The sequence below is a fragment of the Prevotella sp. ne3005 genome (assembly GCF_900110085.1).
In the GTDB taxonomy this organism is placed as follows: Bacteria; Bacteroidota; Bacteroidia; order Bacteroidales; family Bacteroidaceae; genus Prevotella.
The window spans coordinates 297,413-322,015 of record NZ_FOCK01000003.1 but is presented as its reverse complement, the minus strand read 5'-3'; the positions used below and the strand labels follow the sequence as shown (position 1 = coordinate 322,015).

Below are 24,603 nucleotides of genomic sequence, written 5' to 3'. Positions count from 1 at the left end.
TTCAAGAAATGAAAAAGATTCTTTTTAATTTGATTGTGATGGCTTTGGGTACAACCCTCCTCACAGGTTGTCTTAGTGACGACAAAAACGATCAGCCAGCAGAGTATGTCGTGACTAATGGCGCCCTCATTGTCAACAACGGCAGTTCCTCCAATAGTATCGACGGCTCGCTGACTTTCCTTGACTATGAAAGCGGATCAGCCCGTCAGAATGTGTTTAAGAATGCCAATGGCGAAAGTCTCGGTGGAACTCCGAACTCCGTGATGTGCTATGGCAACAAAGTATATGTGGCAGGCAGCGATGAGAATGCTGTATTTGTTCTTGATAAAAAGACCTTCAAACTGATAGAACGGATAAGCACCACAGACGAAATGGGTGAGGCAGAAGGTGTCATGCCACGCTCTTTGACAGCTTATGATAATCATGTGTATGTGTCTACTTATGGTGGTTATGTGGGTGTAATCGACACCCTGGATCTTTCTGTTCGCAACATGTACAAGGTGGGCTCTTACCCCGAGGGAATGGCTATTGGTACCAAAGACAATCTGGTTTACCTCTATGTAGCCAACAGTGATTATGGTAATGGCAATGGCTCTATCTCCGTTGTCAACCTTTCTTCTGGTTCCGTCTCAGAGATTAAGGGTGTCCGCAATCCCCAGGAACTGGCTGTGGCTGGTGATAACATCTTTGTGCTTGACTGGGGATATTACGATGAGAGCTGGGTACAGAAAGAAGCAGGTGTTTACCTGATTAACGGTAGCAATGTTCAGAAGATTATCCCCGATGCAACAGGTATGGCAGCAGCAGGCTATAACATTGTCACTTTCAATGCTCCCTATGACTCAAGCAAGAAGGTGTCATACTCAATCTTCAACGTTGCCTATGGCTCATTGAGTACGTTTACCCTCTCTGGCGATGGTGCGAACCGCATTGAGAGCCCCGCAGCCATCAGTGTTGATCCCAATACGGGTTATGTACTTATTGCCTCTCGCAAGATGAATCCTGATACGGGCTATCCTGACTATTCGGCTCCCGGCTTCATAAACATGTATACGGGTAATGGAGAATATGTCAAGACCTTCGATACAGGTGTAGAGCCCCATCAGATTACATTCCTCTATGGTACGGTAAAAGTTAAGTAAGCTCCGATGAAGCAACTCTGTAGCATCCTTCTTATCGCATTGTCGCTACTCTCTTGTGGCGGACGGATGGACCGTCTGCTGGGGAGTGGCGACAGTGTTACCTTTAAGTATGCCACACTACCCTCAATCGTGGAGTATGATGGTTATACGGTGGTCAATATTGAAAATCCATGGAAGGATGGCAAAGCACTGCACACCTATGTCCTCGTGCCCAAAGATGCAGAGGTGCCCGTTCATCTGCCGAAAGGCACCGTCATCCGTACGCCTTTGCAGAAAGCGGTGGTGTTCACAACGGTACACTGCTCACTATTGATGGATTTTGGTTGTCATGACAAGATTGCTGGTGTGGCAGATCTGAAATATATTAAGATTCCCTGGATACAGAAACAGGTAAAGGCAGGCAGAATTGTGGATTGTGGTGATGGGATGAGTCCCCTCATAGAGAAGATTATCGATTTACACCCCGATGCCATCCTCTTGTCGCCCTTTGAGAATAGCGGAGGCTATGGCAGGTTGGAGGAGCTGGATATCCCACTCGTAGAGTGTGCCGAATATATGGAGGTATCCCCACTGGCCAGGGCGGAGTGGATGCGGTTCTATGGTCTGCTTTTCGGTCGTCAGAAGAGGGCAGACAATCTCTTTGCGGAGGTTGACAAGAATTACAACGACCTGAAGAAGATTGCAGAGAAGGCTGGTGAGGGCCGCTCCCTGATGATTGACAAACAGGTGGGTTCCGTCTGGTATGTTCCTGGCGGACGTAGTACTATAGGACAGATGGTGAAGGATGCTGGCGGACGGTATCCATGGGAATACGATGAGCATAGTGGATCGCTCTCGTTGCCCTTTGAGACGGTATTGGAGGAGGCTTTTGATACAGAAGCGTGGATGTTCCGCTATGATAGTGAACAACCAATGACACCTGACATGCTCCTGTCAGAACAGGAGGGCTATGGTCAGTTCCGTGCCTTCCAGACAGGGGAAGTGTATGGCTGTAATGTACGTACCACTCGTTTCTACGAGGAGTCACCCTTCCGTCCAGACAGGCTGCTGAACGACTTTATTCAGATAATACACCCAGGCATTAAGGGTGTAAAACCACTTCGCTATTATCGGAAATTATAATAGGCTCTTGATTTCTGCCTCCAGGTCTTTAATCTGGGCGGCACGCTTTACAAGGTTGTTGCCACGATCGATGACAAAGAAATCGGGTACTGCCTGAATGTTGTACATCATAAGGCGCTGCGAATTGATGCCGTCAGCATCGCGGACGTTAATCCAAGGCAGGGCCGCAGTCTGCTGCTTCCAGAAATGTTCATCATTGTCGAGTGACACCTGATAGATTTCCAGTCCTTGTGCGTGGTATTTGTTGTAAAGCTCACGGAGCATAATGATACGGGTAGGAGAATCCTCAAGGGCGAAGATATGGAAGTCGAGCAACACTACCTGTCCCTTCAGATCTGTCAGATGGCGTTCCTGTCCCTTGTTGTCAATAAGGGCAATGTCGAGAACACCAGCCTCTTGGACTTTACTGGCTTCCACTTGAATGTCTGCATTCTGTGCAGCAACGATACGCTGGTTCTTCATGCCCTCTATGGCGATGTTATGTAGGTTCTGTCCGCGCTCGGCATGCGGGTAGTAGGTATCCCAACTGGTGGCGACGGCGGCAAAAGCCTTGATATCGTCCTTGTTTGTACGGGGATTGAAAATCAGGTAGTTGCCTAAAGCCTGGAAAAGGGCAAAATAGGAATAGGCCTTCATAGGCTCTTTGTAGATGTAGTTGATTTTCACATCTTCCTTATAGGCATTGATAAGACTCTGTATGCTGTCGTTGGCAGTATTGACGCCTAGTGTGGTATTCTGTTGCAGAGAGATAACCTGACTCTGCAGCGTCATCTGTTTCAGGGTCAGTTCTTTAATTTTCTCACAGTTCTCTGAGCCACTGACAGTATAGTTGGATGCCATATCGGGATACTCAGCCTTAATCTGTACGGTCTCAGTAGAGTCGATGCTTACGTTGATAATCTGGTTGGAGATTCTGAGACGGTAGAATTCTGGTGCCAAGTTTGCGGCTTCGCTAAATGAGAAATCACCATTATCATTCAGTTTAACGGAGTCGAGTACCTGGATGCCTTCCAGTCCAACATTCTCAAAATATAGCACAGAGTCCTTGGCATTGTTAATCTGACCCTCTACAGTGAACTTATTATTATCGCATGAGGCGATCATCATGGCAGCCGTGAACATGGCCGCTGCTTTCCAAATATGTTTCATTGTTTATGACCTTTTTTCGTTTTGTGGGTGCAAAGGTAGTACATTTTTCATAAAAAACGAAAAATAATCATGTTTTCTTCGTTTATTAATATAATAATGTGTAACTTTGCGCCGATTTTGCGATGAGACAGCGCTTATGTCGCATCGAGTTTTTATTTTTAGATGTTTTAAACAAAAGATGAACGTAATTACAAAGACCCTTCAATTGGCTGATGGACGTACCATCACCATTGAAACCGGGAAAGTGGCAAAACAGACCGATGGTGCCGTCATGCTCCGCATGAACAATACCGTACTTCTCGCCACTGTTTGTGCCGCAAAAGATGCAGTTCCCGGAACAGATTTCATGCCTTTGCAGGTAGATTATCGTGAACAGTACAGTGCAGCCGGTCGTTTCCCCGGCGGATTTACCAAGCGCGAAGGCAAAGCCAGCGACAACGAAATCCTGACATCACGACTGGTGGACCGTGTGCTCCGCCCGCTCTTCCCGTCAAACTATCACGCTGAGGTATTCGTGAATGTGATGCTGCTCTCTGCAGATGGTGTGGATCAGCCCGATGCTCTGGCTGGTTTTGCTGCCTCTGCTGCTCTGGCTTGCTCAGACATCCCCTTCGAGTGCCCCATCAGTGAGGTGCGTGTAGCCCGTATCAACGGTGAGTATGTGATTGATCCTACCTTCGAGCAGATGAAGGAGGCCGACATGGATATCATGGTTGGTGCTTCTGCTGAGAACATCATGATGGTGGAAGGTGAGATGAAAGAGGTGTCAGAACAGGATATGATTGGTGCCCTCAAGGCTGCTATGGCTGCCATCAAACCGATGTGCGAACTCCAGGCTGAGCTCTCTAAGGAGTTGGGTAAGGATGTGAAGCGCGAGTACGATCATGAGGTGAACGATGAGGAGTTGCGTGAGCAGATGAACAAGGAGCTCTACCAGCCCGCCTACGATATCACCAAGCAGGCGCTCGAGAAGCAGGCTCGTGCCGAGGCCTTCGAGAAGATCCTTGCCGACTTCAAGGAGAAATATGCTTCTGAGCACGCTGATCTCACAGAGGATGAGTTGGAAGAGAAGTACGCAATGATGGAGCGTTACTACCACGATGTGGAGCGCGACGCAATGCGCCGTTGTATCCTCGATGAGGGTATCCGTCTCGATGGTCGTAAGACAGATGAGATCCGTCCTATCTGGTGCGAGGTTTCGCCTCTGCCAATGCCTCACGGAAGCTCAATCTTTACCCGTGGTGAGACTCAGTCTCTTTCTACCTGTACCCTCGGTACTAAACTTGATGAGAAACTCGTTGACGACGTGCTGGAGCACGGCTATCAGCGTTTCCTGTTGCACTATAACTTCCCTCCGTTCTGTACTGGTGAGGCCAAAGCCCAGCGCGGTGTAGGCCGTCGTGAGATTGGTCACGGACACCTTGCATGGCGTGGTCTGAAGGGTCAGATTCCTGAGGACTTCCCTTACACCGTTCGCCTGGTGTCTCAGATCCTCGAGTCTAACGGTTCTTCATCTATGGCTACCGTTTGTGCAGGTACTCTCGCCCTGATGGATGCTGGTGTTCCCATGAAGAAGCCTGTTTCAGGTATCGCCATGGGTCTGATCAAGAATCCTGGAGAAGATAAGTACGCTGTATTGAGCGATATCCTCGGCGATGAGGACCACTTGGGTGATATGGACTTCAAGACCACAGGTACAAAGGATGGTCTGACAGCCACACAGATGGATATCAAGTGCGACGGCCTGTCATTTGACATTCTGGAGAAGGCTCTGATGCAGGCTAAGGCTGGTCGTGAGCACATCCTGAAGTGTCTCACCGATACGATTGCTGAGCCTCGTGCAGAGATGAAGCCTCAGGTACCCCGTATTGTGGCATTTGATATACCTAAGGAGTTTATTGGTGCTGTGATTGGCCCGGGCGGAAAGATTATCCAGCAGATGCAGGAGGATACTGGTGCTACCATTACCATCGATGAGACCGACGGTGTGGGCAAGGTTCAGGTATCTGCTCCTAATAAGGAGAGCATCGATGCGGCTATTGCCAAGATCAAGGCTATCGTGGCCATCCCCGAGGTGGGCGAGGTCTATGAGGGTACTGTCCGCAGCATCATGCCTTACGGTTGCTTCGTTGAGATTATGCCTGGTAAGGATGGTCTGCTCCATATTTCCGAGATTGACTGGAAGCGCCTTGAGACTGTCGAGGAGGCTGGTATCAAGGAAGGTGACAAGATCAAGGTGAAGCTCCTTGAGATTGATCCGAAGACAGGTAAGTATAAGCTCTCTCATCGTGTGCTGATTGAGAAGCCAGCCGATTATGTGGAGCCTCAGCAACGTCGTCGTGAGCGCCCCGAGCGTGGTGAACGTGGTGAGCGTCGTGAGCGTCGTCCGGATCGTGGTGACCGCCGTGACCGCCGTGATCGTCCTGAGCATCATCAGCGTTCCGAGCAGCAGGATGCTCCGAAGGAGAACAATGAACCAAAGGACTTCAGCGACTCTTTAGATAATATGGACTTCTAAAGAAGAACGCCAATCAATAGATAATCCCCTGCTCAGCTGAGCGGGGGATTATTATGTCTACACGTTATAATTCCAGGGGAAGGGATGCTTTGGCTTCTTGAATTTCGGTAGTATGATGTAATACCAGAAATGCGCCAACTGATATAGGGTCTGCGAATTCTTGATTTTCAAATATGAGGTATAAATAAACTCCCATCTGTATCGTTTGACCTTAACACCAATATCTGTCAGAGTCCGATCTACCTTAAATTCCCTATCTAAGAGAAAATAACCATATTTAATGGCCCCAATCCTATCTTTCGGGATCAAATTCCCTTCAACAGTGGGCATGACGTCTTCTAATTTCTTAACGTGGTAGGCAATGTCCATGGCCTCATAGCCACTATGGCCGATTAACACGGAAGGTTTGCCCCAATAAACAGCTTCCATTCCCACAGAAGAGCCAAACGTAATGATTTTCTCACAGGCATCCATAAGATCGTAACTGCTTACCTTGCTCTCTGGGGGGATGACAGTGACATTGGGGTATTGGTCATATTGGTAGAGGTCGAGATGATCTTTGTAGTTGATACCTTTCAGATTGGGGTGAATGCGTATGTAGAAATGAATTCTTTTATCTGTGGAGTGTTTTAAGATATAAGCGATAGCATCGCTTTGACTTGGGAATAGCTGGTCGTAATTCCAGTCACTTCCTAAGGCGACAATCTCATCTTGTGATGACGTATATATGGCAATATTCCTTTGGCTAGGATCGAAATCTTCAGGGAGAAGTCCTTTCTTCTGGTTTGAGACATAGACTTTCACGTCAACGACAAGCTCGCCTCTCCTACGACGCTCATAAAAGGAAGATCCAATCCGGACTTTCTCCTCAAGAGGCAAGGGGGAGTTTTCCCATGTTGTCTTAACCAGATGAGTCCAGTTTTTAAGATTCTGGGGGAGAACCTCATGATAGCTCATCTTAGCATAAGGCTCACCATGTCCTCCCACGGTTTCCACGGATTTAAAATGGATATTCTTGACTTTTGCAATGTCATAAAGGAAGCGGTTCTCGTACAGCCGTCCGTTATGTACAATAATCTCATCAGGCTTAATCTCTTCTACAAACTGATACATATAATCAGTAAGATTGCATATTTCTGTGACAAGGGGAAATGCAAATTCATGGAATTGATTGAATTTCTCCATATCTAAATCGCGTGTGACGGTATAGTATAGTGATAGGATAGAGTTTCCTACCTCAACATGGCGATAAACAAAATTTTTCAGTTCTTCAACGCTATGGAAATCAAATGTGCGTTCTTGCTTTTTGACATCATCGCCATTAATGGGCAGCATATGAATGCCTGATCCGTAAACCTTCTGATATTCCTTGTACATACGATGGCAGAACTTGCAGATACTGTTGTGCGAGTCGAGGTTCATAAAGCATGACGAGAGTGCATTGTGGCAAAAAGACCAATACACTTCATGCCCCTCTTGCTTGGCTGCGAGCAAATCATCTATAATGACGCCGATGTGAGGTGCTGCGATAGAACATGAACTATAATATAGTTTTCTACTCATATAATCCTTTGTATTATTGTCCTTTATATTTGCAAAGGTTTTTGCTTCTGTTGTATAAAATGTCGTTTTGAATATAGGGCGTAACTTCACTGAATCTGATGACCTCGTAGGGAACACCATTGATGAGACCATGCTGTACTACTTGGTTCGCATATAATATGTCGACAAATGGATTCGGGGCGCATACTACGTCCAAATCCAGATCCCTGACATACATAGAATAGTCCCTGACAGTGTCCACCTTGTCTTGGTCTATATAGTGACTCCTGAAAACCTTGGAAAAACGGTATGGCGCCTTCAACTTTTGCTCAATATAATGAATATAGGTAAAGCTATTCCTAAGCGACGCACCAATGAACACATTCTTGGCATCGACCTGCTCGAGATAGGCAAAAGGAGAGTCGGGGCCAAACGACTCGATGTTGTCCATTTCAGCAAGCTTTACGGCATCCTTTCCCCATACTGCAAAGGAGTAAATCGGGTGTTTAGTACGGGTAAAGTCTTTCCTTCTTAGGGCTGCATTGCCAATGGCCCCTGTCTTGCTGGGAGTCTTTTTATAGTCAAAGGCCTTTCCCTGACAGAATCCCCAGTTATAGGTGGGAATGAGAAGGGTTCCCTCCTCTCCGATAGCTTCTTGGAAATTGTCTAATAAGATGTTCACATCCAGAATCTCACCATTCTCCTGGCATTGCAGGAACAAGTCAGTAATATCTGAAGTTAGAAGGATGACATCGCCTTTTTCTATCTTCAGGATAGAGGGGAGCTTTTGGTAACTAATATATTCAGCCATATTCTTTATAATTAAAGCGTAGAGCGGCCTCCGTCAATGATGATATTCTGTCCTGTAATCCACCTCGAGGAGTCTGATAGTAGGAAACATGCCAGATTGGTGATATCTTCGCAATGACCTACACCAAGAGGGTAGTCTTTCAGGTGTTTTTCTCCAGCCTCAGTCGCTATGAAGTCTTGAGTCATGGGCGTTTCTACTGTACCGGGCGAAATACTGTTGACTCGAACCTTGGGTGCCAGTTCCTTTGCAAGGGTGACTGCTAATGAATTGAGTGCCCCTTTTGAGGCAGCATAGATAGAATTCCCCTTTTCGCCTCTGACGGATGCAAGTGAGGATATCAGGAGAATGTTTCTGAGTGCTCCCTTGTTTTCCTTCTTCAGCAGGAGCTTGATAAATTCTATGGCAGAAAGGATATTGACATTGAAAATGGTGTCTACGGATTCTGTGACAGCCTGACGGATTGCCATCACCTTGCTGGTTCCTGCACAATGCACAAAGGAATCTATCTGTATGCTATTAGTGAGGATGAACTCTGAGAGCTGTGTGGCAATGGCTTTTCTGTCAGAATCTAAGTCGCAAGCAAAACCAAGCACGTGGTGCTTGTCACCAACTTGTGATATCGCAAAGTCGAGCTTCTCCTGGTTTCGTCCAACCAGAATAACATTTCTCTCCTTTGCGAGTCTTTTTGACAAGTCGAGCCCAATGCCAGAAGTGGCTCCCGTGATGATGGTATATGTATCCATTCGTCTATTAATTCAGGATAAGCTTACACAGATCGCCAATTGTCTTACATTCCCTGATGTCTGCAGCCTTGAAGGTCTTCTTATAGCTTTCTGATGCCATGGAGATGATGGAAAGGATGGCCAGTGAATCCCAATAGTCGAATTCTTCCAGGACATCTTCGTCGTTAACCGTTTCTACATCCAAGATATCTTCCAGCTTCTTCTTTAATTCTTCCATATTTAAAACTCAATTATTCTATTAAACTTCAAATGGCCTATTTCCATAATGATGGATGACCATGTAAGACCAACACCAAAGCCGGCCAGGCACATTTTAAAGGATTCGTGCTCCAGTCTCTCTCCAAGATTATATGAGATGCAAGTTGGAACGGTCACTCCACTGGCATTTCCAAAGTTCTCGACAATATTGCTGGGCATCTTATCGTAAGGAACCCCAATGGCATCGGCAAGTTTGTTGAGCATGAATTTGTTGGGCTGGTGGAACATGAACCAGTCAATGTCTTCTACCGTCAGTTTCGCTTGCTTCAGCAGGTCGTGAATCATGGGAGGAACCTCACGCTGCACGAAATTGAATACATCATCGCCCTGCATCACCAGGTTGTTCAGAGATCTGAAATTACCTGCTTCGTCCTCATGCTCAATAGCGGTTTCTTCAGAACATGGCATACGGAATCCGCCAGCAGGAATCATGAGGGCTTTTGCGCCTGTTCCGTCCATCTTGGCAGAGAAAAAGATTTCATTTTCCTCGGATGTTTTTTCCACGATTGTGATCGAGGCGGCATCGCCAACGAGGGGCTTGCTGTTTCTGTCGTGTGTGGATACTTTTGAACTGAGCACATCAGCATTCAATAATACCACCTTGTTGACAGAGTTTTGCTCCAAAAGCATGAAAGCCTGCATCAGTCCGATTTCAAAGCCTGCACACCCCTGATTGATATCCATACAAATCATATCATGCTTCATGTTGAAATGACCTTGGATCAAGTTGCTGGTGGGAGGCATGAAATAGTCGGGTGACTGTGAGACAAATAGTAAGGCGTCAATATCATCTTTGTGGAGCATTCCATGATCGAACAGGTGTTGCAGTCCATAAATGCAGAAGTCAGACGAGCACTGTCCCTCAGCTGCTATACGGTGAGTGTTATATCCCATGATTTTTTTAAGTCGCAGCGACTTCTTCTCAGGGAAATTATAGTTCTTCATTTCCTCTTCAAAAGTAACCACGCGTTTTGGGAGGATAGTCAGGATACCTGTGATGTGCTTGTTTTTAAAACTCAAGTTCATGCTGTCTCACTTTTCTTGATTAGAGCTTCAATCTTGTCAAGGGAGGAAAAGTTCTCTGCAATGACATCAATACCGTTAATCTTGATGTTAAACTGGCTTTCAAGTTCGTCAACCAGTGATACTATATCAAAAGAATCCAGCATCCCTTCTTCAATGAAGTTGACGTTTTCGTTGAAATCAAACTCCGGTCTGAGGTCGCTCAGAATATCCACAATTCTTTTTTTCATATTCAAAATATTACCCTTCTTTTTCACGCTGCAAAGGTACAATTTTTTTTTGGTATATTATATATTTCCTATGATTTTCTTCCATATTCCCTTAAAAATATGTAACTTTGCACATTAGAAAAGTTGAATTCAAAAATGATAGGTATACAAAATGTATCTGCAGGGGTTAAGCGCGACCCTTTCTGGGACGCTCTGAAGTTCGCCCTAATCTTTTTAGTGGTATATGGCCATATTGTGACTTTAGCAGATACGAGTAGTTATAAGGTAGCTATGTTTAATTTCATCTACCTGTTTCATATGCCTTTATTTGTTTTCGTATCTGGACGATTTTCACAGATTCACGACAGGAAGCGATACTTGCGTTCTATTTGGCGTTTTTTAAAGTTGTTGCTTGTTTTCCAGATTTTGTATGTCTTACTTTTTGAACAGTTGAGCTTGGAACAGCTCATCATCCCCAACTACCACCTTTGGTATTTATTATCCTTAGCCTTTTGGAGGCTAATGATTTATACTTGTCCTAATCGTTTGCTGGCACAACGCAGTTTGGTGGTTTTTGCATGTTTCGCCATTAGTTTGTTGGCCGGTTTCATCAATGTCGGGGAGCCTTTTTCTCTGCAACGTACGCTGACGCATCTGCCTTTCTTTATGTTGGGCTATTATACGGCAGATATAGATTTTAAAAAGTACGTTGACAGAATCCCTTTCCTGGTAGCTGTCAGTGTCTTATTTGTTGTGTTCTGTTTATTTTTCTTTGTATTGCAGGACTCTTACTCTTATGTTTTTTATGGCTCGATACCTTATTGGGCAGAGAGTTCGTCAGAGACATTAAACCGTTTTTGGGGTAGGTGCCTCTTTTTGCCGTCAACTCTTCTTGTAGGTTTATTGGTCATGCGTGTAGTTTCTGCAAATACGACATATGCGAAATGGGGGAAGAGGACCATGTTTATCTATATTTGGCATCCGTTAGTTACACGAGGAATTCTAGAGCCGGCTACTGCCAGTGGCCTGATACCCAAAAGTGATTTTGTATTGCTTGTATATGCTGTTGCTGTCACAGCCCTCATGTTGTTCCTTTCTAGGTTCAGGGTGTTAAAACCTTAATATGGTTCCTCCCCAACTGAGGCCAACGCCAAAGCCTGCAATCATTACTGTATCATTTAGTTTTATTATCTGCCGTTCAAGACAGTCTTTTAGACCGATAAGAATCGTTGAAGAGACAGTATTGCCTACGTTATCGAGGTTGATATAGAACTTTTCCTTTTCAATGCCGCACACCTTCCTGAGAGTATTGAGCATAAATTTGTTAGCTTGATGCAAGACGTAATAGTCTACCTCTGCCTCTTCAATGCTGTTTCGTTCCAAAATGCCGTTCATCATGGCGGGGACAGCATTGAGGGTAAAGTTGAAGATGGCGCCTCCGTTCATATATAGATAGTCGTCTCGTTGGATATGGCCTTCTTCGTCTTCTCGACTCTCATCTGTTGCTGTCCTCTGGCGAGCGCCTCCCGTCTTGACTATCAGATGCTCAGCCCCCTTGCCATCGGTACCAAGTACAAACTCGCCGATTTGTGCCATTCCTTCCGTAGAGATCAGACAGGCAGCAGCTCCGTCGCCAAAGATAGAGCGATTGCTCTTGTCCGACGGATGGAGATACTTGTTATAAGTCTCTGCGGTCAGTAACAACACGTTCTTGGCAATTCCCGCGGCTATTAGACCCTTGGCTATTGCCATGCCATAGATGCATCCCGAACAACCCAGGTTATAGTCGAAAGCGCCTGCCGTTGTGGGTAGCCCAAGCCTGTCTTGCAGGACACATGCTGTTGAAGGCAGGAAATAGTCCGGACTCTGGGTGCATAACAATAAGAAATCTATTGATTTCGGGTCGATAGCGTATTCCTCGAAAAGCCTTCTCGCGGCCATCTCAGCTATGTCGCCTGCAGTCTCATTCTCGCTTGCTAAGTGACGGGAGTAGACTCCTACTTTTTGTGCCACCTTGTCGACACTCCATTCGGGAAACTCTTTTACCAGTTCCTCATTCGTCATCGTCCGTTGTGGCAGATAGTACGATATAGCTTTGATATATGCATTTGCCATTAATAGGTCCCTCCAGAGATTTTAACGTTCGACCCTGTCATCCAGCTTGATGCATCAGAAAGCATATAGATAGCTAGGTTGGCAATATCCTCAGGCTGTCCATAGCGCTTTAGCGGATATCGGCTCTCGTCTTCCTTCAACTGATCCTCGTCTAATCCCTCGTTCCTGATGAGGTCTGTCCACACCATAGCTGGGCTGATGCAATTTACTCTGATCTTTCTTGGAGCCAATTCAAGACTAAGACACTTGGCATAAGAGATGATTGCACCTTTGGAGGCACTATAAACGGCATGCCCAATACTTGGAGAGCAGGCAGCAATGGAGGAAAGAAAGACAATAGACCCTCCCTTTTTGACTTTCTTCTGCTCAAGTAGCGTCTGCTGCAGTAATATCGGTCCCTTGAAGTTGGTATCCATGATGCTGTCTACATCCTGCTCTGTCAGTTGCTTGCAGAGTGCTCTCTGCCCGATACCTGCACAGTGTACGATGCCGTCAAGTGCAGGTAGTGTATCCGTCATCCGAACGAAGGTGCCCCTTTCTGTCAGGTCGGCAGCGAGAGTCATGTGTCCATCACCAGCCAAGAGCCCGAGAGTTGTCTCAAGTTTCTGCTTATTTCGTCCAAGAAGCACCAGTCTGGCACCCATCTTAGAGCATGCTATAGCCACAGCTCTTCCAATGCCAGATGAGGCACCCGTTACCAAAACGGTTTTGCTTGTTAGGGAGAAAGGATTAAAATCACTCATGTCTTCTTACTTCGAGGCAATGGTGTTAAAAAGGTCTTCTACAGTTGTACAGGCTTTGATTTCCTTACCGGTAATCTCCTTGCCGTATCTTGTCTTTGCCAGCGCGATGACGCCCATGGCAACGAGCGAGCCCCATTCTTCGAGGTCGTGAAACGCGGTGTCGTACTTAATCTCTGAAGGGTCTGTATCGTCAAACTGTTCTGCAAAGTGTTTAACAAATTCTTCTAATTTCATTTTTATTTACTTTTGATATATGAATAATCACTGAGTCCGTCGGCGACAGCCCCAGTCAGTTTATGAAGTTTAATGATTTTCTTGTTAGTGGATTTTACCCAGAAGTAGGAGAGGGGGATGCTCTTTTCTCTCATGATATTATAGGCATCGAACAGTAGGTAGAGCCCCTCCTTGCTCCGGTCTATCCAGATGTTGAGATAGCATTTCTTGCCTTCTATCGTGAAGATCAGTACACCCAGTACATCGTCTCCTTTTTTGTTGATGATTACCTGCCTATTCCTAATCATATTGATAAGTTCCTCTTTAGTGGGTAGATAGTCCGTGTAAATGGAGAACTCTTCGACATAGAGTAGGCTTATGATGGCATCTGCATCATCTTCTTCAGCAAAGGTCCCGATTTCGCTTTCCCTGTATTCTATCTGTCGATTATAATACCTGTCATATTGCGCCAAGAAGGTGAAACCACCAGCGGACAGAATTTCCTCCCAACACCCCAGTCCTTTTTTTGTGGGGATGTTGATAACGTATGTTTCACCTTGCAGGGAATTGAGTATCGAGATCAATTCTTCCTTGTTTGCAGACAGCATAAACAACCGGTAGAAGTTGTGCTCTTTCTTACGGAGCATAATAGTTCCGTCAACCTTTAGAATCTCATAATTCTCGCTGTCCTTCAGCCCAAAATAGTTGGAGAACATGACCTCGTGCGAATTCTTGAAGTTGGAGACAAAATCTAAGATCTCTGTCGATGAGATGCTACTGAAACTATTCATTCGTGATACCCTTGTAATATGACCTGTCAATCTTTCCACTCGCATTCTGCTTGAGGGATTCCTCGCGGAAATACTTGGATGGTAACATGTAGCGGGGAAGCTTGTCGGAGACGGCTTTCCTGAAGGCGCTGAGGTTCAACTCCTCTGGAGCCTGATAATAGAGCACAATCTTCTTGTTGGTGAAGTCGTAAACGGCACAACAGTTGTCTACCATCTTACTGCCCAGTACCGCGTTCTCAATCTCTCCAAGTTCGATGCGGTAGCCATTATGCTTAATCTGTGAGTCTTTCCGGCCCACGTACATGATCTCGCCACGTTCGTTCTTGAAGACGATGTCACCTGTACAGTAGATGGTCTCGGGATAATGCTTGTTGAGCGGGTTCTGGATAAAGGCATTTTGCGTCTTCTCCCAGTCATTGTAGTAGCCAAGGGCCAGTGAAGAGCCGCGTACACACAACTCGCCTTCCTCGTTGACACCAGCTTCGCGTTGCTGGTCTACTAAGATGAGTACGCCGCTATTCCGACAAGCCACACCGATGGGCAGGGGCTCGTCATCAGCAAACTCCCTGTCTACCTGATAGAAAGTGCAGTCAACGGTGATTTCCGTTGGACCGTATAGGTTGGCATATCGGCAGTCGGGCAGGTATTTGCGCCAGTAGTTGAGATGCTTGTTCGGCATGACCTCGCCAGCAAAGAGTATATCTTTCAGATATTGAGGCTTCTTGTCCTTGAAGATGTCGAAGTTGGCCACATTGATCAGTGCAAAGGGTACCCAGAACACAAATGTAATCTGATGCTCGTTCAGATAGTCCACCAACTTGGCAGGGAAAGAGAAGTGCATCTCCGGGATAATGTCAAGTGTAGCGCCTGTCGCATACATCAGGTATATGTCGAGGGTAGAGTTGTCAAAATAGAATGGAGCCTGGTTGCCAATAATGGCATCACTGGTCACGTTAAACGTGCTGACAGCCCAGTCGATATAGTCAATCACCCCTCTATGTGCAATCACAACCCCCTTTGGCGTACCAGTAGAGCCAGAGGTGAAAATGGAGTAGACAGGATCCGTATCGATCTGCCCGGCAAGATAATACTCTGCGTTGACATCGGTTTTAGGCTGGTTTTCAAGTACGTCCTCTATCACGATGATCTGCTTGTCGCACATTCCTTTCACCTGCTGTTCGTGAACCCTGTCGGTAATGATGATCTCCGACTCCAGCACGTTAAGGATAGAAAGTATGCGACTGTCGGGCGACTTGGTATCTAAGGGTATATAGAAATTCCCACTCATATTGATGCCGGCAAATGCCTGTATCATCAAACACCCTTTTGGAATAAAGACGCCAACAGGTGATTTCCATAATCCTTTTGCCTTGATGTCGTCGGCAATGACGTATGCTGAACGGAGCAGCTCGGCAAAGGTGATACTGCCGGTGGAATCCTGAACCGCTGTCTTTTCTGGATATTTTGTTGCGGTAGCTACAAGATATTCAATAACGCTTTTCTGCATATATCTTTTTATGCGTTTTCTCTATATAATATAATACCTTATTTATAATTCGGCTGCAAAATTACTACATTTTTGTGTAATAGCCAACCTTTTCAATAAAAAGTTTCATTTTTTTGTGATATGCATCTGTGCATAGGTCTTTAAATAGTTAAATAATCATAAATCTTCGATTCGCGGAGGGCAAAGCTGCGCCTAAAAAGCAAAATATGTGTACCTTTGCAGTCCGATTATTGGGGAGAGACTTAGAATCCCCGTGAATCAGGGTGTGAATAGCGGCGTCTTTGGCCGGGCGCAGTGGTTCGTGAATCGCTGGTTCATCAATGGAATCGCAAGGTTCCAGCATTCGTTAGACTTGCAGCCGGGTTTAGACTCTCGGTGGCGAGTTTATGTGTGCAAGTATAGTAAACTGTTTTTTAGTAGTAAAATTTAAAAAAGAAATGAACACTTTAAGTTACAAGACGCTTTCTGTTAATAAGGAAACAGCAAAGAAGGAGTGGGTGGTAATCGATGCCACAGACCAGGTTGTTGGTCGTCTCGCTTCTAAGGTAGCAAAGCTGATTCGCGGAAAGTACAAGCCAACTTTCACTCCGCACGTTGATTGCGGTGACAACGTAATCCTTATCAATGCCGATAAGGTAGTATTCACTGGTAAGAAAGAGACTGACAAGGTCTACACTCGCTACACAGGTTATCCTGGTGGCCAGCGCTTCAACACACCTGCCGAGCTTCGTAAGAAGAATGGTGGTGTCGACAAGATGCTTCGTCACGCTGTGAAGGGTATGCTGCCAAAAGGTCCTCTCGGACGCAGCCTGCTGAACAATCTTTACATCTATGAGGGAACAGAGCATCCCCATGCCGCTCAGCAGCCCAAGACTATTGATATTAACCAGTATAAATAATAAGGAAAGATGGAAGTAATTAACGCAATAGGTCGTCGTAAGAGCTCTGTAGCCCGTGTATATGTTTCTGAGGGTACAGGTAAGATCACGATCAACAAGAAGGATTTAGAGGTATATTTCCCCTCAGCTATTCTGCAGTATGTGGTTAAGCAGCCGCTGAACCTGCTTGAGGTAGCAGAGAAGTATGACATCAAGGTCAACCTCGACGGTGGTGGCTTCACTGGTCAGAGCCAGGCTCTGCGCCTTGCCATTGCCCGTGCACTGGTAAAGATCAATGCCGAGGATAAGAAGAAGCTGAAGGATGCAGGTTTCATGACTCGTGATAGCCGTGAGGTTGAGCGTAAGAAGCCGGGTCGTCCCAAGGCACGTCGTCGCTTCCAGTTCAGTAAGCGTTAATCCCGCTGAAGAGCTGAGCGCAAGTTTAGTATCTAAACCGGTAGGATTCCCCCTCCCCCTAGAATTGCCTAGGATCGCCTAGGAAAGCCCCAGGACGGCGACTACCTCCCGGCTGATTCTAAAAAGAATTAAAAGGAAAGTAAACAATTTAAAGAATTTAGCAAAATGTCAAGAACAAATTTTGATCAGTTGCTCCAGGCTGGCTGTCACTTCGGTCACCTGAAGCGTAAGTGGAACCCTTCAATGGCTCCCTACATCTATACCGAGCGTAACGGTATCCATATCATCGACCTGCACAAGACAGTAGCCAAGATCGACGAGGCTGCTGACGCACTGAAGCAGATTGCCAAGAGTGGCAAGAAAGTGCTGTTCGTCGCTACTAAAAAACAGACAAAGGAAGTGATTGCCGAGAAGGCTACCAGCGTCAACATGCCTTATGTGATTGAGCGCTGGCCCGGTGGTATGCTCACCAATTTCCCGACAATTCGCAAGGCCGTTAAGAAAATGGCGAACATCGATCGTCTGATGGCTGATGGTACCTACTCAAACCTCTCAAAGCGTGAGCTGCTGCAGATCACTCGTCAGCGTGCCAAGCTGGAGAAGAACCTCGGTTCTATCGCTGATCTGACTCGTCTGCCCAGCGCCCTCTTCGTGGTTGACGTGCTGAAGGAGCAGATTGCCGTTCGTGAGGCTAACCGCCTGGGTATCCCTGTGTTCGGTATCGTTGATACGAACTCTGATCCCAACAACGTAGACTTCGTAATCCCTGCCAACGATGATGCTAAGGACAGCGTAGAGACCATCCTCAACGCTTGCTGCGCTGCCATCGCCGAGGGTATCGAGGAGCGTAAGGCTGAGAAGGCTGACGAGAAGGCTGCTGAAGCTCAGGATGAGGCCGATGAGGAGGCAAAGCCAAAGCGCGCTGCCCGTCGTGCCCGCAAGGATGCTCCTGCCGCTGAGGAGGCTGCTCCTGCAGAGGAAGAGGCTCCCGCCGCTGAGTAATCATAAAGGTTAAAGTTTAAAGATTAAAGTTTAAAGATAATTATGGCAATTTCAATTGACGATATCAAGAAGCTTCGTGCCATGACAGGCGCAGGTCTGGCTGACGTAAAGAAGGCTCTGACCGAGGCTGAGGGCGACTTCGATAAGGCCAAGGAGCTCCTCCGTGAGCGTGGCCTCGCCATCGCTGCCAAGCGTAGCGACCGTGAGACATCTAATGGTTGTGTTCTCGTAAAGGCTGTTGACGGCTTCGCCGCCATGCTCGCCCTGAAGTGCGAGACCGACTTCGTGGCCAACGGTGCCGATTTCATCGCTCTGACCCAGAGCATCCTCGATGCCGCTATCGCTGCCAAGGCTGCTGACATTGAGGCTGTGAAGGCTCTCGACATCAACGGTCAGACCGCTCAGGAGGCTGTTACACAGCGTTCTGGTATCACTGGTGAGAAGATGGAGCTCGATGGCTACCTGACTCTCGAGGGTGACAACATTGAGGTTTATGACCACATGGGTAAGCACACCCTGTGCACCATGGTTCAGACCAACAAGCCCGCTGCAGAGCAGGGTCACCTCGTAGCTATGCAGGTGGCTGCCATGAAGCCCGTAGCCCTCGACGCTCAGAGCGTTGACCAGAAGATCCTCGACGAGGAGTACAAGACCTCTTTCGAGAAGACCAAGCTCGAGCAGGTTGAGAAGTATGTAGAGATGAAGCTTAAGAAGGCTGGCCTGAACCCCAACCTCGTTGATTCTGAGGATCACATCGAGAGTAACATGTCTAAGGGCTGGCTCACACAGGCTCAGGCTGATGAGGCCCGTAAGATCATCGCTGAGGCTAAGCCCGAGGGCGAGGCTCAGCTGAAGATGCCTATGATCGAGAACATCGCCAAGGGTCGTGTTCAGAAGTTCCTGAAGGAGAACTGCCTGGTAGACCAGGAGTTCCAGTTCGGTGATGGCGACAAGGCTACTGTAGCTCAGTGGCTCGCTAAGCAGGACAAGGATCTGAAGATCACCGCTTTCAAGCGCTTCACACTCGTTGCTGACTAATCCTTTTAGTCCAGATATTAAAAAGAATCGGCATTGTTTGCGCAGTGCCGATTTTTTTTTGTACCTTTGCCCCAAAGAATAGTTGAAGTTATGAAGATATTTGCCATTGGCATGAACTATGCCGCCCATAATCAGGAACTCCATGGTACGCTGAAGCGCCCTGATGAGCCTGTGATTTTTACGAAGGCCGACTCTGCCATCCTGAATCAAGGGAAACCGTTTTTCATTCCTGACCATCTCGGGCGTATTGATTACGAGACTGAGGTGGTGGTTCGCATCTGCCGCTTAGGCAAGAATATCCCCGAGCGCTTTGCACATCGTTATTACGATGCTCTGACGGTTGGCATCGACTTTACGGCGCGCGATTTGCAGAAGAAAGCCTCACAGGCAGGCCAGCCTTGGACCATCTGCAAGGGTTTTGATGGCTCTGCCGCCATTGGCGAGTGGGTGCCAAAGGAGAAGTTCCTCGATGTACAGGCAGTTCATTTCCATCTGGATATCAATGGCAAGACGGTTCAGGAAGGCTGTACCAGCGATATGCTTTATCGTGTCGATGAGATTATCGCCTATATCTCCCAGTTCTTCACGTTGAAGACGGGTGATATCCTCTATACCGGCACCCCGGCAGGCGTTGGTCCTGTCCATATCGACGACCACCTTGAAGGCTATCTCGAAGAGCGCAAAGTGTTAGAGTTTAATTGCAAGTGATGCAAAACAATTTGTTTTGGTCTGTAAAAGACTATCTTAACGAGGCAAAGAGACTATCTCTTACAAAGTAAAACAAGTTGTTTTACTTTGACATAGGTGTCAGTTTAGGTGTCAGTTAGGTGTCAGATATCAAAGTCTGTATATTTCTAATATACAATAAGTTATGTCAGAAGTGTAAGAAGTGTCAGTTATGTTTTAAAATATGTATTAGAGATAGCCTCAACTGTGTCATTTATAAAATAGTTGCCTGATAATTTGGAAATATCAGAAAATCTCCCTATATTTGCACCATCAAGTCTTTGAGATAGTCATTAACTAAAATTCAACTAATTATGAGAATTCTATTATTTACACTTCTGTCACTGCTTCTTCCGATTTCGTTAATGGAAGCACAAAACGCTACGGGCGTTTACGATACTGATTTTAAAGAAATGACCATCCAGCAGGATGGCAGCAAATTCACTGGCACATACAAATGGGCTGACGGTCGCCTAGATGGTACGATTTCGGGACATACTGCATCTGGTTGGTGGTACCAGTCGAATGGTAAAGGCCAATTTGTTTTCGACTTCAACTCCGACTTCACGGCCTTCACTGGCAAATGGGGGTACAACGACGCCACACCGTCAGGACAATGGAACGGCAAAAGAATTGGCGGCGCATCAGCACCAGCATCAGCCATTGTGTTGTTGGGTACTTACGACACTGACTTTAAAGAAATGACCATCCAGCGGGATGGCAATAAAATCACTGGTACATACAAATGGTCTGACGGCCGCATAGAAGGTACTATTTCGGGGCACACTGTGACTGGTTGGTGGTACCAGTCGAACGGCAAAGGCAAATTCGTTTTCGATTTCAACTCCGACTTCTCGGCCTTCACTGGCAAATGGGGGTACAACGACGCCACACCGTCAGGACAATGGAACGGCAAAAGGAAATAGCCTGATTGTTGGACCAAAGAGAAGTGCCACCCTATTACAGGATGGCACTTGCTTTTTGAAGCCGAGGAGGTTGTGGGCCATCGAGCGTTGAAAATCTTTTGATAAGTTCAACTGAGAGTGGATAAATTGTCTTAAAGATGACGCAATAAATCGCGCGGGGGTACGTTACTTATATTAGTGAAGAGTCTCTGTAGGCTGATAATTGGCTTCATGCTCTTGTTGCTCTGTCCGTTGGCAGAGGCACAAGTGTATGTGGATCTGACTGCTCAGCAGGTCAGGATTGACTCTTTATTGCCTGTGTTCAGTTGGCAGAAGTCGTTGGGCGTGAACTATGCTGATTCTTCCTATACCGTCAGCATCGAGTATCCGGAGTTTATCGATATGTCGGCAGAGGATATCCGCCGTTATCATGCCATCACCAGTGAACCTCTGCCCACGATGCCCTCCATCCATCAATCGGTTGGCGTGGTTAGAAAACAAGGTGTGCTCGACGTGTCGTTTGTGCCCTTGGTGTTTCGCCATGGCAGATACCAGAAGCTGGTGAGCTTTAAGTTGGCTGTCAGGGCGCAGAGGGCTCATGCCAGGAGCCTGACTCGTGGATCGTCAGACCGTTATGCTGCCCAATCCGTGCTACGAGAAGGCACTTGGGCCAAGATACGTATCCCAGAGAGCGGCTTTTATCAGTTGTCTGAGTCGCTCGTCCGTCAAGCGGGTTTTACGGATATCAATCGTGTGAGGATTTATGGTTATGGCGGAGCCTTGCAGCCAGAGACGTTGACGGGCGACTATCTTTCTTCGACAGACGATCTGCAGGAAGTGGCCACCTCGACGGTAAATGGCCGAAGGATTTTCTATGCTACAGGCCCTGTGACCTGGGCATCGAAGGATACGCTTATCCGTACCCGCAATCCCTATTCCGACTATGGCTATTACTTCCTCACAGAGCGTGAAGGCGATCCGCTTACTGTTGAGGCGACGCAATTGGTAGCCGACCACTATCCAGCCAATCATGACTATCATTCACTATACGAGGTTGACGACTATGCCTGGTATCATGGAGGCAGGAACCTCTTCGACAAGACGCTCTATACGGTTGGGGCACCCCAGACCTATACCCTCCAGGCTACAGGCACAACGGGCCAACTGACGGTGGCCCTTACAAGCGACGGCTCTTACGAGGCAATGGTGGAGGTGAATGGTAAGATGGTAGGAGCCATATCCGCCACAACCTCCCTCGATGCCTATACGAAGGCTGCAGAGCAGATTCGGACCTTCGCCTTGGAGGGTCTGCAGGCAGAAAACGCCATCACCATTACCCAGACCTCTGGCGCTAACGTCAGGCTCGATTGGCTTGACCTCCGGCATGAAGAACCAAAGGCAAGGCCAGATTTCCAGACGGCCTCATTGCCTGAGCCGGAATATGTGTATCAGATTACGAACCAGGATCACCATGCCGATGGGGCAGTGGATATGGTGATTATCATCCCCACCTTGCAGAAATGGCTGGCTCAGGCAGAGCGCATCAAGGCGCTCCATGAGCAGAAAGACGGTCTGAGGGTAAGAATCGTTCCTGCAGACGAACTGTATAATGAGTTCTCCAGCGGCACGCCTGATGCCACGGCCTATCGCCGCTATCTGAAGATGCTTTACGACAGGGCAGCGACAGAGGCCGATATGCCCCGTTACCTCTTGCTCTTTGGCGATGGGGCCTGGGATAATCGCATGCATTGTTCTGAGTGGAGTGGCTGTGACCCTGACGATTTCCTGCTCTGTTATGAGAGCGACAACTCGTTCAGTGCCGTCAACTGCTTTGTGAGCGACGACTTCTTCTGCCTGCTCGATGATGGCGAACAGATCCAGCAGCCCTCGCTCAGTGGCTATACCTATCAGGGCAAGCCCGATGTGGCCGTAGGGCGATTCCCTGCGCGGACTGTGGAACAGGCCACCGTCCTCGTCGACAAGACCGTCGGCTATGCCAACAACGATGAGGCTGGCGCGTGGCAGAACACCATCTGCATGATGGGCGACGACGGAAACGGCAATTCCCACATGACCAGTGCCGACAAGGTGGCCACCCTGGTGGAAACCAGCTATCCGGGCTATCTGCTGAAGAAGATCTACTGGGATGCCTATACGCGTACCTCTTCCTCTACGGGCTATAGCTATCCCGATGTGACGCGCCTTATCAAACAGCAGATGGAGAGCGGGGCGCTCATCATGAACTACTGTGGACATGGTGCCCCTTACGCCTTCTCCCATGAACTGGTGATGAAGCTGGGCGACTTCGAGGAGTCTGTCACGAAACGGTTGCCCCTATGGGTGACTGCTTCTTGCGATATCATGCCTTTCGACGGACAGGAGGAGAATATCGGTGAGACCGTGATGCTCAGTGAGCGGGGTGGGGGTGTGGCCTTCTTCGGAACCACGCGAACCGTCTATGCTTCCTATAATGAGGTGATGAATCTGGCCTTTACCAATTATGTGCTCTCGCCAGGCAACACCATTGGCGAGGCTGTGCGTCGAGCCAAGTGCGACCTTGTCAGCGAGGGAGCGGATATCACGCCCAACAAGCTGCAATACAGCCTGCTGGGTGATCCTGCCCTGCGGCTGGCCTGTCCTCAGGCCCAAGTGGTGATCGACAGCATCAATGGCCAGTCCGTCAGTAGTGACATACAGCTGAGTGCGGGTTCTGTGGCTCGCATCAGCGGCCATATCGTCCATGGAGAATCGCAGGCATCCGGATTCAACGGTATTGTCACAGCCACAGTGAGGGATGCCGAGGAAACCATCACCTGTAAGTTGAACGATACGGGTTCTGACGGGGCCGATGAGCCTTTTGTCTACAAAGACCGTACGAAGACGCTCTATAGTGGGTCCGATAGTATTGTCGGAGGCAGGTTCCATATCACCTTTGCCGTTCCCAAGGATATCAGCTATACGGATGGTAATGGACTCATGACGCTGTATGCCATGAACAATGACCAGTCGCTGACGGCCCACGGTGAGAATGGCAGTTTTCTGCTCTCTGCTGGCAGTGGCGTGCATACAGACTCCATTGGTCCTAACATCTACTGCTATCTGAATGCCAAAACTTTCACCAACGGCGACAAGGTGAACAGCACGCCTTACTTCATGGCTGAACTCTACGACGAGAGTGGTATCAATGCCTCGGGCAGTAGTATCGGCCACGACCTGGAACTCGTCGTCGATGGCGAACTCTCGAGGACTTATAACCTTAACAATTATTTCGCCTACGACTTTGGCGACTATCGCAGTGGCACCATTGGCTTCAGCATCCCCGAACTCAGCGAGGGTCAGCATCGCCTGCGCTTCAGGGCCTGGGATGTGCTGAACAACTCCTCAACCTCCGAACTCGTCTTCGAGGTGGTAAAAGGTGGCTCCTCGGATGGCTTTGGTGTGGTCTGCACGAAAAACCCAGCCGTAGGCCATACATCGTTTGTCATCAACCACGACCGTGTGGGCAGTGAACTATCCCTGACGCTTGACGTCTTCGACCTCTCTGGTCGCCAACTTTGGCACCATACGGAGACGGGTTATGCCATGGGTAATACCTATACACTCGATTGGAATCTCACGATCGACGGCGGCTCACGGATGCAGACTGGCGTCTATCTTTGTCGCTTCCAACTTGATGGTGGCAGCTCCAAGACCGTTAAATTGATTGTGCTAGGCAATAATTAAGGTGTGCGTACGTTATTTAAAGGTAAAA

23 protein-coding genes are annotated in these 24,603 nt (G+C 47.6%); 11 read left to right on the top strand and 12 right to left on the bottom strand.

Annotated elements, in window-relative coordinates; genetic code table 11:
- The first annotated feature begins 8 nt into the window (after nucleotides 1-8).
- Nucleotides 9-1,142: a YncE family protein gene (locus tag BMY16_RS06120; RefSeq protein ID WP_139207145.1), complete on the top strand. Its 1,134-nt coding sequence runs from the start codon at nucleotides 9-11 to the stop codon at nucleotides 1,140-1,142.
- Between the two features lie 6 nt (nucleotides 1,143-1,148).
- Nucleotides 1,149-2,264: an ABC transporter substrate-binding protein gene (locus BMY16_RS06115; RefSeq protein ID WP_091840911.1), complete on the top strand. Its 1,116-nt coding sequence runs from the start codon at nucleotides 1,149-1,151 to the stop codon at nucleotides 2,262-2,264.
- Here the strand turns inward: BMY16_RS06115 and BMY16_RS06110 are convergent.
- Nucleotides 2,259-3,413, bottom strand: coding sequence for a TlpA disulfide reductase family protein (locus BMY16_RS06110; protein ID WP_091840910.1), 1,155 nt, complete (start codon nucleotides 3,411-3,413; stop codon nucleotides 2,259-2,261). The two genes, BMY16_RS06115 and BMY16_RS06110, sit on opposite strands and share 6 nt — an antisense overlap.
- A 178-nt stretch (nucleotides 3,414-3,591) precedes the next feature.
- On the opposite strand from BMY16_RS06110, the gene pnp reads away from it, so the two are divergent.
- Nucleotides 3,592-5,931, top strand: a complete 2,340-nt coding sequence (pnp, locus tag BMY16_RS06105) for a polyribonucleotide nucleotidyltransferase (protein WP_091840908.1) — start codon at nucleotides 3,592-3,594, stop codon at nucleotides 5,929-5,931.
- Between the two features lie 57 nt (nucleotides 5,932-5,988).
- On the opposite strand, the gene BMY16_RS06100 is transcribed toward pnp, so the two are convergent.
- The 6 genes from BMY16_RS06100 to BMY16_RS06075 all read right to left on the bottom strand — a co-directional run bounded on the left by BMY16_RS06100 (nucleotide 5,989) and on the right by BMY16_RS06075 (nucleotide 10,538).
- On the bottom strand, nucleotides 5,989-7,494 hold the full coding sequence (locus tag BMY16_RS06100; RefSeq protein WP_091840907.1) for a capsular polysaccharide export protein, LipB/KpsS family: 1,506 nt from the start codon (nucleotides 7,492-7,494) through the stop codon (nucleotides 5,989-5,991).
- A gap of 13 nt (nucleotides 7,495-7,507) precedes the next feature.
- On the bottom strand, nucleotides 7,508-8,284 hold the full coding sequence (locus BMY16_RS06095) for an AAC(3) family N-acetyltransferase (protein WP_091840905.1): 777 nt from the start codon (nucleotides 8,282-8,284) through the stop codon (nucleotides 7,508-7,510).
- 11 nt (nucleotides 8,285-8,295) lie between these two features.
- On the bottom strand, nucleotides 8,296-9,027 hold the full coding sequence (locus BMY16_RS06090; RefSeq protein ID WP_091840904.1) for an SDR family NAD(P)-dependent oxidoreductase: 732 nt from the start codon (nucleotides 9,025-9,027) through the stop codon (nucleotides 8,296-8,298).
- Between the two features lie 7 nt (nucleotides 9,028-9,034).
- The gene (locus BMY16_RS06085; RefSeq protein ID WP_091840902.1) at nucleotides 9,035-9,244 is read right to left on the bottom strand and encodes an acyl carrier protein; all 210 of its coding nucleotides are present in this window, start codon (nucleotides 9,242-9,244) and stop codon (nucleotides 9,035-9,037) included.
- A 2-nt stretch (nucleotides 9,245-9,246) separates the two neighbouring features.
- Nucleotides 9,247-10,230, bottom strand: a complete 984-nt coding sequence (locus BMY16_RS06080) for a 3-oxoacyl-ACP synthase III family protein (RefSeq protein WP_244512934.1) — start codon at nucleotides 10,228-10,230, stop codon at nucleotides 9,247-9,249.
- Between the two features lie 77 nt (nucleotides 10,231-10,307).
- Nucleotides 10,308-10,538 carry a phosphopantetheine-binding protein gene (locus BMY16_RS06075; RefSeq protein WP_091841048.1) on the bottom strand — a complete coding sequence of 77 codons (231 nt, stop codon included), beginning with the start codon at nucleotides 10,536-10,538 and terminating at the stop codon, nucleotides 10,308-10,310.
- A 123-nt stretch (nucleotides 10,539-10,661) separates the two neighbouring features.
- On the opposite strand from BMY16_RS06075, the gene BMY16_RS06070 reads away from it, so the two are divergent.
- Nucleotides 10,662-11,639 carry an acyltransferase family protein gene (locus BMY16_RS06070; RefSeq protein ID WP_139207143.1) on the top strand — a complete coding sequence of 326 codons (978 nt, stop codon included), beginning with the start codon at nucleotides 10,662-10,664 and terminating at the stop codon, nucleotides 11,637-11,639.
- Here BMY16_RS06070 and BMY16_RS06065 read toward each other — a convergent pair.
- From BMY16_RS06065 to BMY16_RS06045, 5 genes are read right to left on the bottom strand one after another with little or no spacing between them, the layout of a single operon-like run.
- Nucleotides 11,628-12,632: a 3-oxoacyl-ACP synthase III family protein gene (locus BMY16_RS06065; RefSeq protein ID WP_091840898.1), complete on the bottom strand. Its 1,005-nt coding sequence runs from the start codon at nucleotides 12,630-12,632 to the stop codon at nucleotides 11,628-11,630. The two genes, BMY16_RS06070 and BMY16_RS06065, sit on opposite strands and share 12 nt — an antisense overlap.
- Nucleotides 12,632-13,375, bottom strand: a complete 744-nt coding sequence (locus BMY16_RS06060) for an SDR family NAD(P)-dependent oxidoreductase (protein WP_091840896.1) — start codon at nucleotides 13,373-13,375, stop codon at nucleotides 12,632-12,634. The genes BMY16_RS06065 and BMY16_RS06060 overlap by 1 nt, the downstream gene beginning before the upstream one ends.
- 6 nt (nucleotides 13,376-13,381) lie before the next feature.
- Nucleotides 13,382-13,609: an acyl carrier protein gene (locus tag BMY16_RS06055; protein WP_091840895.1), complete on the bottom strand. Its 228-nt coding sequence runs from the start codon at nucleotides 13,607-13,609 to the stop codon at nucleotides 13,382-13,384.
- A gap of 2 nt (nucleotides 13,610-13,611) precedes the next feature.
- A complete protein-coding gene (locus tag BMY16_RS06050; protein ID WP_091840893.1) occupies nucleotides 13,612-14,379 on the bottom strand; it encodes a hypothetical protein in 768 nt (255 codons plus the stop codon).
- Nucleotides 14,372-15,886, bottom strand: a complete 1,515-nt coding sequence (locus BMY16_RS06045; RefSeq protein ID WP_091840891.1) for an amino acid adenylation domain-containing protein — start codon at nucleotides 15,884-15,886, stop codon at nucleotides 14,372-14,374. Before BMY16_RS06045 ends, BMY16_RS06050 begins: the two co-directional genes overlap by 8 nt.
- Nucleotides 15,887-16,323: 437 nt before the next feature.
- Here BMY16_RS06045 and rplM point away from each other — a divergent pair, with 437 nt between their 5' ends.
- The 7 genes from rplM (at nucleotide 16,324) to porU (ending at nucleotide 24,575) form a co-directional block, all read left to right on the top strand.
- Nucleotides 16,324-16,785 (top strand): 50S ribosomal protein L13, encoded by a 462-nt coding sequence (rplM, locus tag BMY16_RS06040; protein WP_036914189.1) that lies wholly within the window; start codon nucleotides 16,324-16,326, stop codon nucleotides 16,783-16,785.
- Nucleotides 16,786-16,794: 9 nt separating this feature from the next.
- Nucleotides 16,795-17,181 (top strand): 30S ribosomal protein S9, encoded by a 387-nt coding sequence (gene rpsI, locus BMY16_RS06035; RefSeq protein ID WP_036914187.1) that lies wholly within the window; start codon nucleotides 16,795-16,797, stop codon nucleotides 17,179-17,181.
- 165 nt (nucleotides 17,182-17,346) lie between these two features.
- Nucleotides 17,347-18,183: a 30S ribosomal protein S2 gene (gene rpsB / locus BMY16_RS06030; protein ID WP_091840889.1), complete on the top strand. Its 837-nt coding sequence runs from the start codon at nucleotides 17,347-17,349 to the stop codon at nucleotides 18,181-18,183.
- Between the two features lie 42 nt (nucleotides 18,184-18,225).
- Nucleotides 18,226-19,221, top strand: coding sequence for a translation elongation factor Ts (gene tsf / locus BMY16_RS06025; RefSeq protein WP_091840887.1), 996 nt, complete (start codon nucleotides 18,226-18,228; stop codon nucleotides 19,219-19,221).
- Nucleotides 19,222-19,311: 90 nt separating this feature from the next.
- Nucleotides 19,312-19,929, top strand: coding sequence for a fumarylacetoacetate hydrolase family protein (locus BMY16_RS06020; RefSeq protein WP_091840885.1), 618 nt, complete (start codon nucleotides 19,312-19,314; stop codon nucleotides 19,927-19,929).
- A 383-nt stretch (nucleotides 19,930-20,312) separates the two neighbouring features.
- Nucleotides 20,313-20,873, top strand: coding sequence for a hypothetical protein (locus tag BMY16_RS06015; RefSeq protein WP_139207142.1), 561 nt, complete (start codon nucleotides 20,313-20,315; stop codon nucleotides 20,871-20,873).
- A gap of 210 nt (nucleotides 20,874-21,083) precedes the next feature.
- Nucleotides 21,084-24,575, top strand: a complete 3,492-nt coding sequence (gene porU / locus BMY16_RS06010; RefSeq protein ID WP_091840882.1) for a type IX secretion system sortase PorU — start codon at nucleotides 21,084-21,086, stop codon at nucleotides 24,573-24,575.
- Nucleotides 24,576-24,603 lie beyond the last annotated feature (28 nt).

Coding starts and splice junctions, on each gene's coding strand:
- BMY16_RS06120 (WP_139207145.1), top strand. CDS start 9: ATGAAAAAGATTCTTTTTAATTTGATTGTGATGGCTTTGGGTACAACC.
- BMY16_RS06115 (WP_091840911.1), top strand. CDS start 1,149: ATGAAGCAACTCTGTAGCATCCTTCTTATCGCATTGTCGCTACTCTCT.
- BMY16_RS06110 (WP_091840910.1), bottom strand. CDS start 3,413: ATGAAACATATTTGGAAAGCAGCGGCCATGTTCACGGCTGCCATGATG.
- pnp (WP_091840908.1), top strand. CDS start 3,592: ATGAACGTAATTACAAAGACCCTTCAATTGGCTGATGGACGTACCATC.
- BMY16_RS06100 (WP_091840907.1), bottom strand. CDS start 7,494: ATGAGTAGAAAACTATATTATAGTTCATGTTCTATCGCAGCACCTCAC.
- BMY16_RS06095 (WP_091840905.1), bottom strand. CDS start 8,284: ATGGCTGAATATATTAGTTACCAAAAGCTCCCCTCTATCCTGAAGATA.
- BMY16_RS06090 (WP_091840904.1), bottom strand. CDS start 9,027: ATGGATACATATACCATCATCACGGGAGCCACTTCTGGCATTGGGCTC.
- BMY16_RS06085 (WP_091840902.1), bottom strand. CDS start 9,244: ATGGAAGAATTAAAGAAGAAGCTGGAAGATATCTTGGATGTAGAAACG.
- BMY16_RS06080 (WP_244512934.1), bottom strand. CDS start 10,230: ATGAAGAACTATAATTTCCCTGAGAAGAAGTCGCTGCGACTTAAAAAA.
- BMY16_RS06075 (WP_091841048.1), bottom strand. CDS start 10,538: ATGAAAAAAAGAATTGTGGATATTCTGAGCGACCTCAGACCGGAGTTT.
- BMY16_RS06065 (WP_091840898.1), bottom strand. CDS start 12,632: ATGGCAAATGCATATATCAAAGCTATATCGTACTATCTGCCACAACGG.
- BMY16_RS06060 (WP_091840896.1), bottom strand. CDS start 13,375: ATGAGTGATTTTAATCCTTTCTCCCTAACAAGCAAAACCGTTTTGGTA.
- BMY16_RS06055 (WP_091840895.1), bottom strand. CDS start 13,609: ATGAAATTAGAAGAATTTGTTAAACACTTTGCAGAACAGTTTGACGAT.
- BMY16_RS06050 (WP_091840893.1), bottom strand. CDS start 14,379: ATGAATAGTTTCAGTAGCATCTCATCGACAGAGATCTTAGATTTTGTC.
- BMY16_RS06045 (WP_091840891.1), bottom strand. CDS start 15,886: ATGCAGAAAAGCGTTATTGAATATCTTGTAGCTACCGCAACAAAATAT.
- rplM (WP_036914189.1), top strand. CDS start 16,324: ATGAACACTTTAAGTTACAAGACGCTTTCTGTTAATAAGGAAACAGCA.
- rpsI (WP_036914187.1), top strand. CDS start 16,795: ATGGAAGTAATTAACGCAATAGGTCGTCGTAAGAGCTCTGTAGCCCGT.
- rpsB (WP_091840889.1), top strand. CDS start 17,347: ATGTCAAGAACAAATTTTGATCAGTTGCTCCAGGCTGGCTGTCACTTC.
- tsf (WP_091840887.1), top strand. CDS start 18,226: ATGGCAATTTCAATTGACGATATCAAGAAGCTTCGTGCCATGACAGGC.
- BMY16_RS06020 (WP_091840885.1), top strand. CDS start 19,312: ATGAAGATATTTGCCATTGGCATGAACTATGCCGCCCATAATCAGGAA.
- BMY16_RS06015 (WP_139207142.1), top strand. CDS start 20,313: ATGGAAGCACAAAACGCTACGGGCGTTTACGATACTGATTTTAAAGAA.
- porU (WP_091840882.1), top strand. CDS start 21,084: ATGCTCTTGTTGCTCTGTCCGTTGGCAGAGGCACAAGTGTATGTGGAT.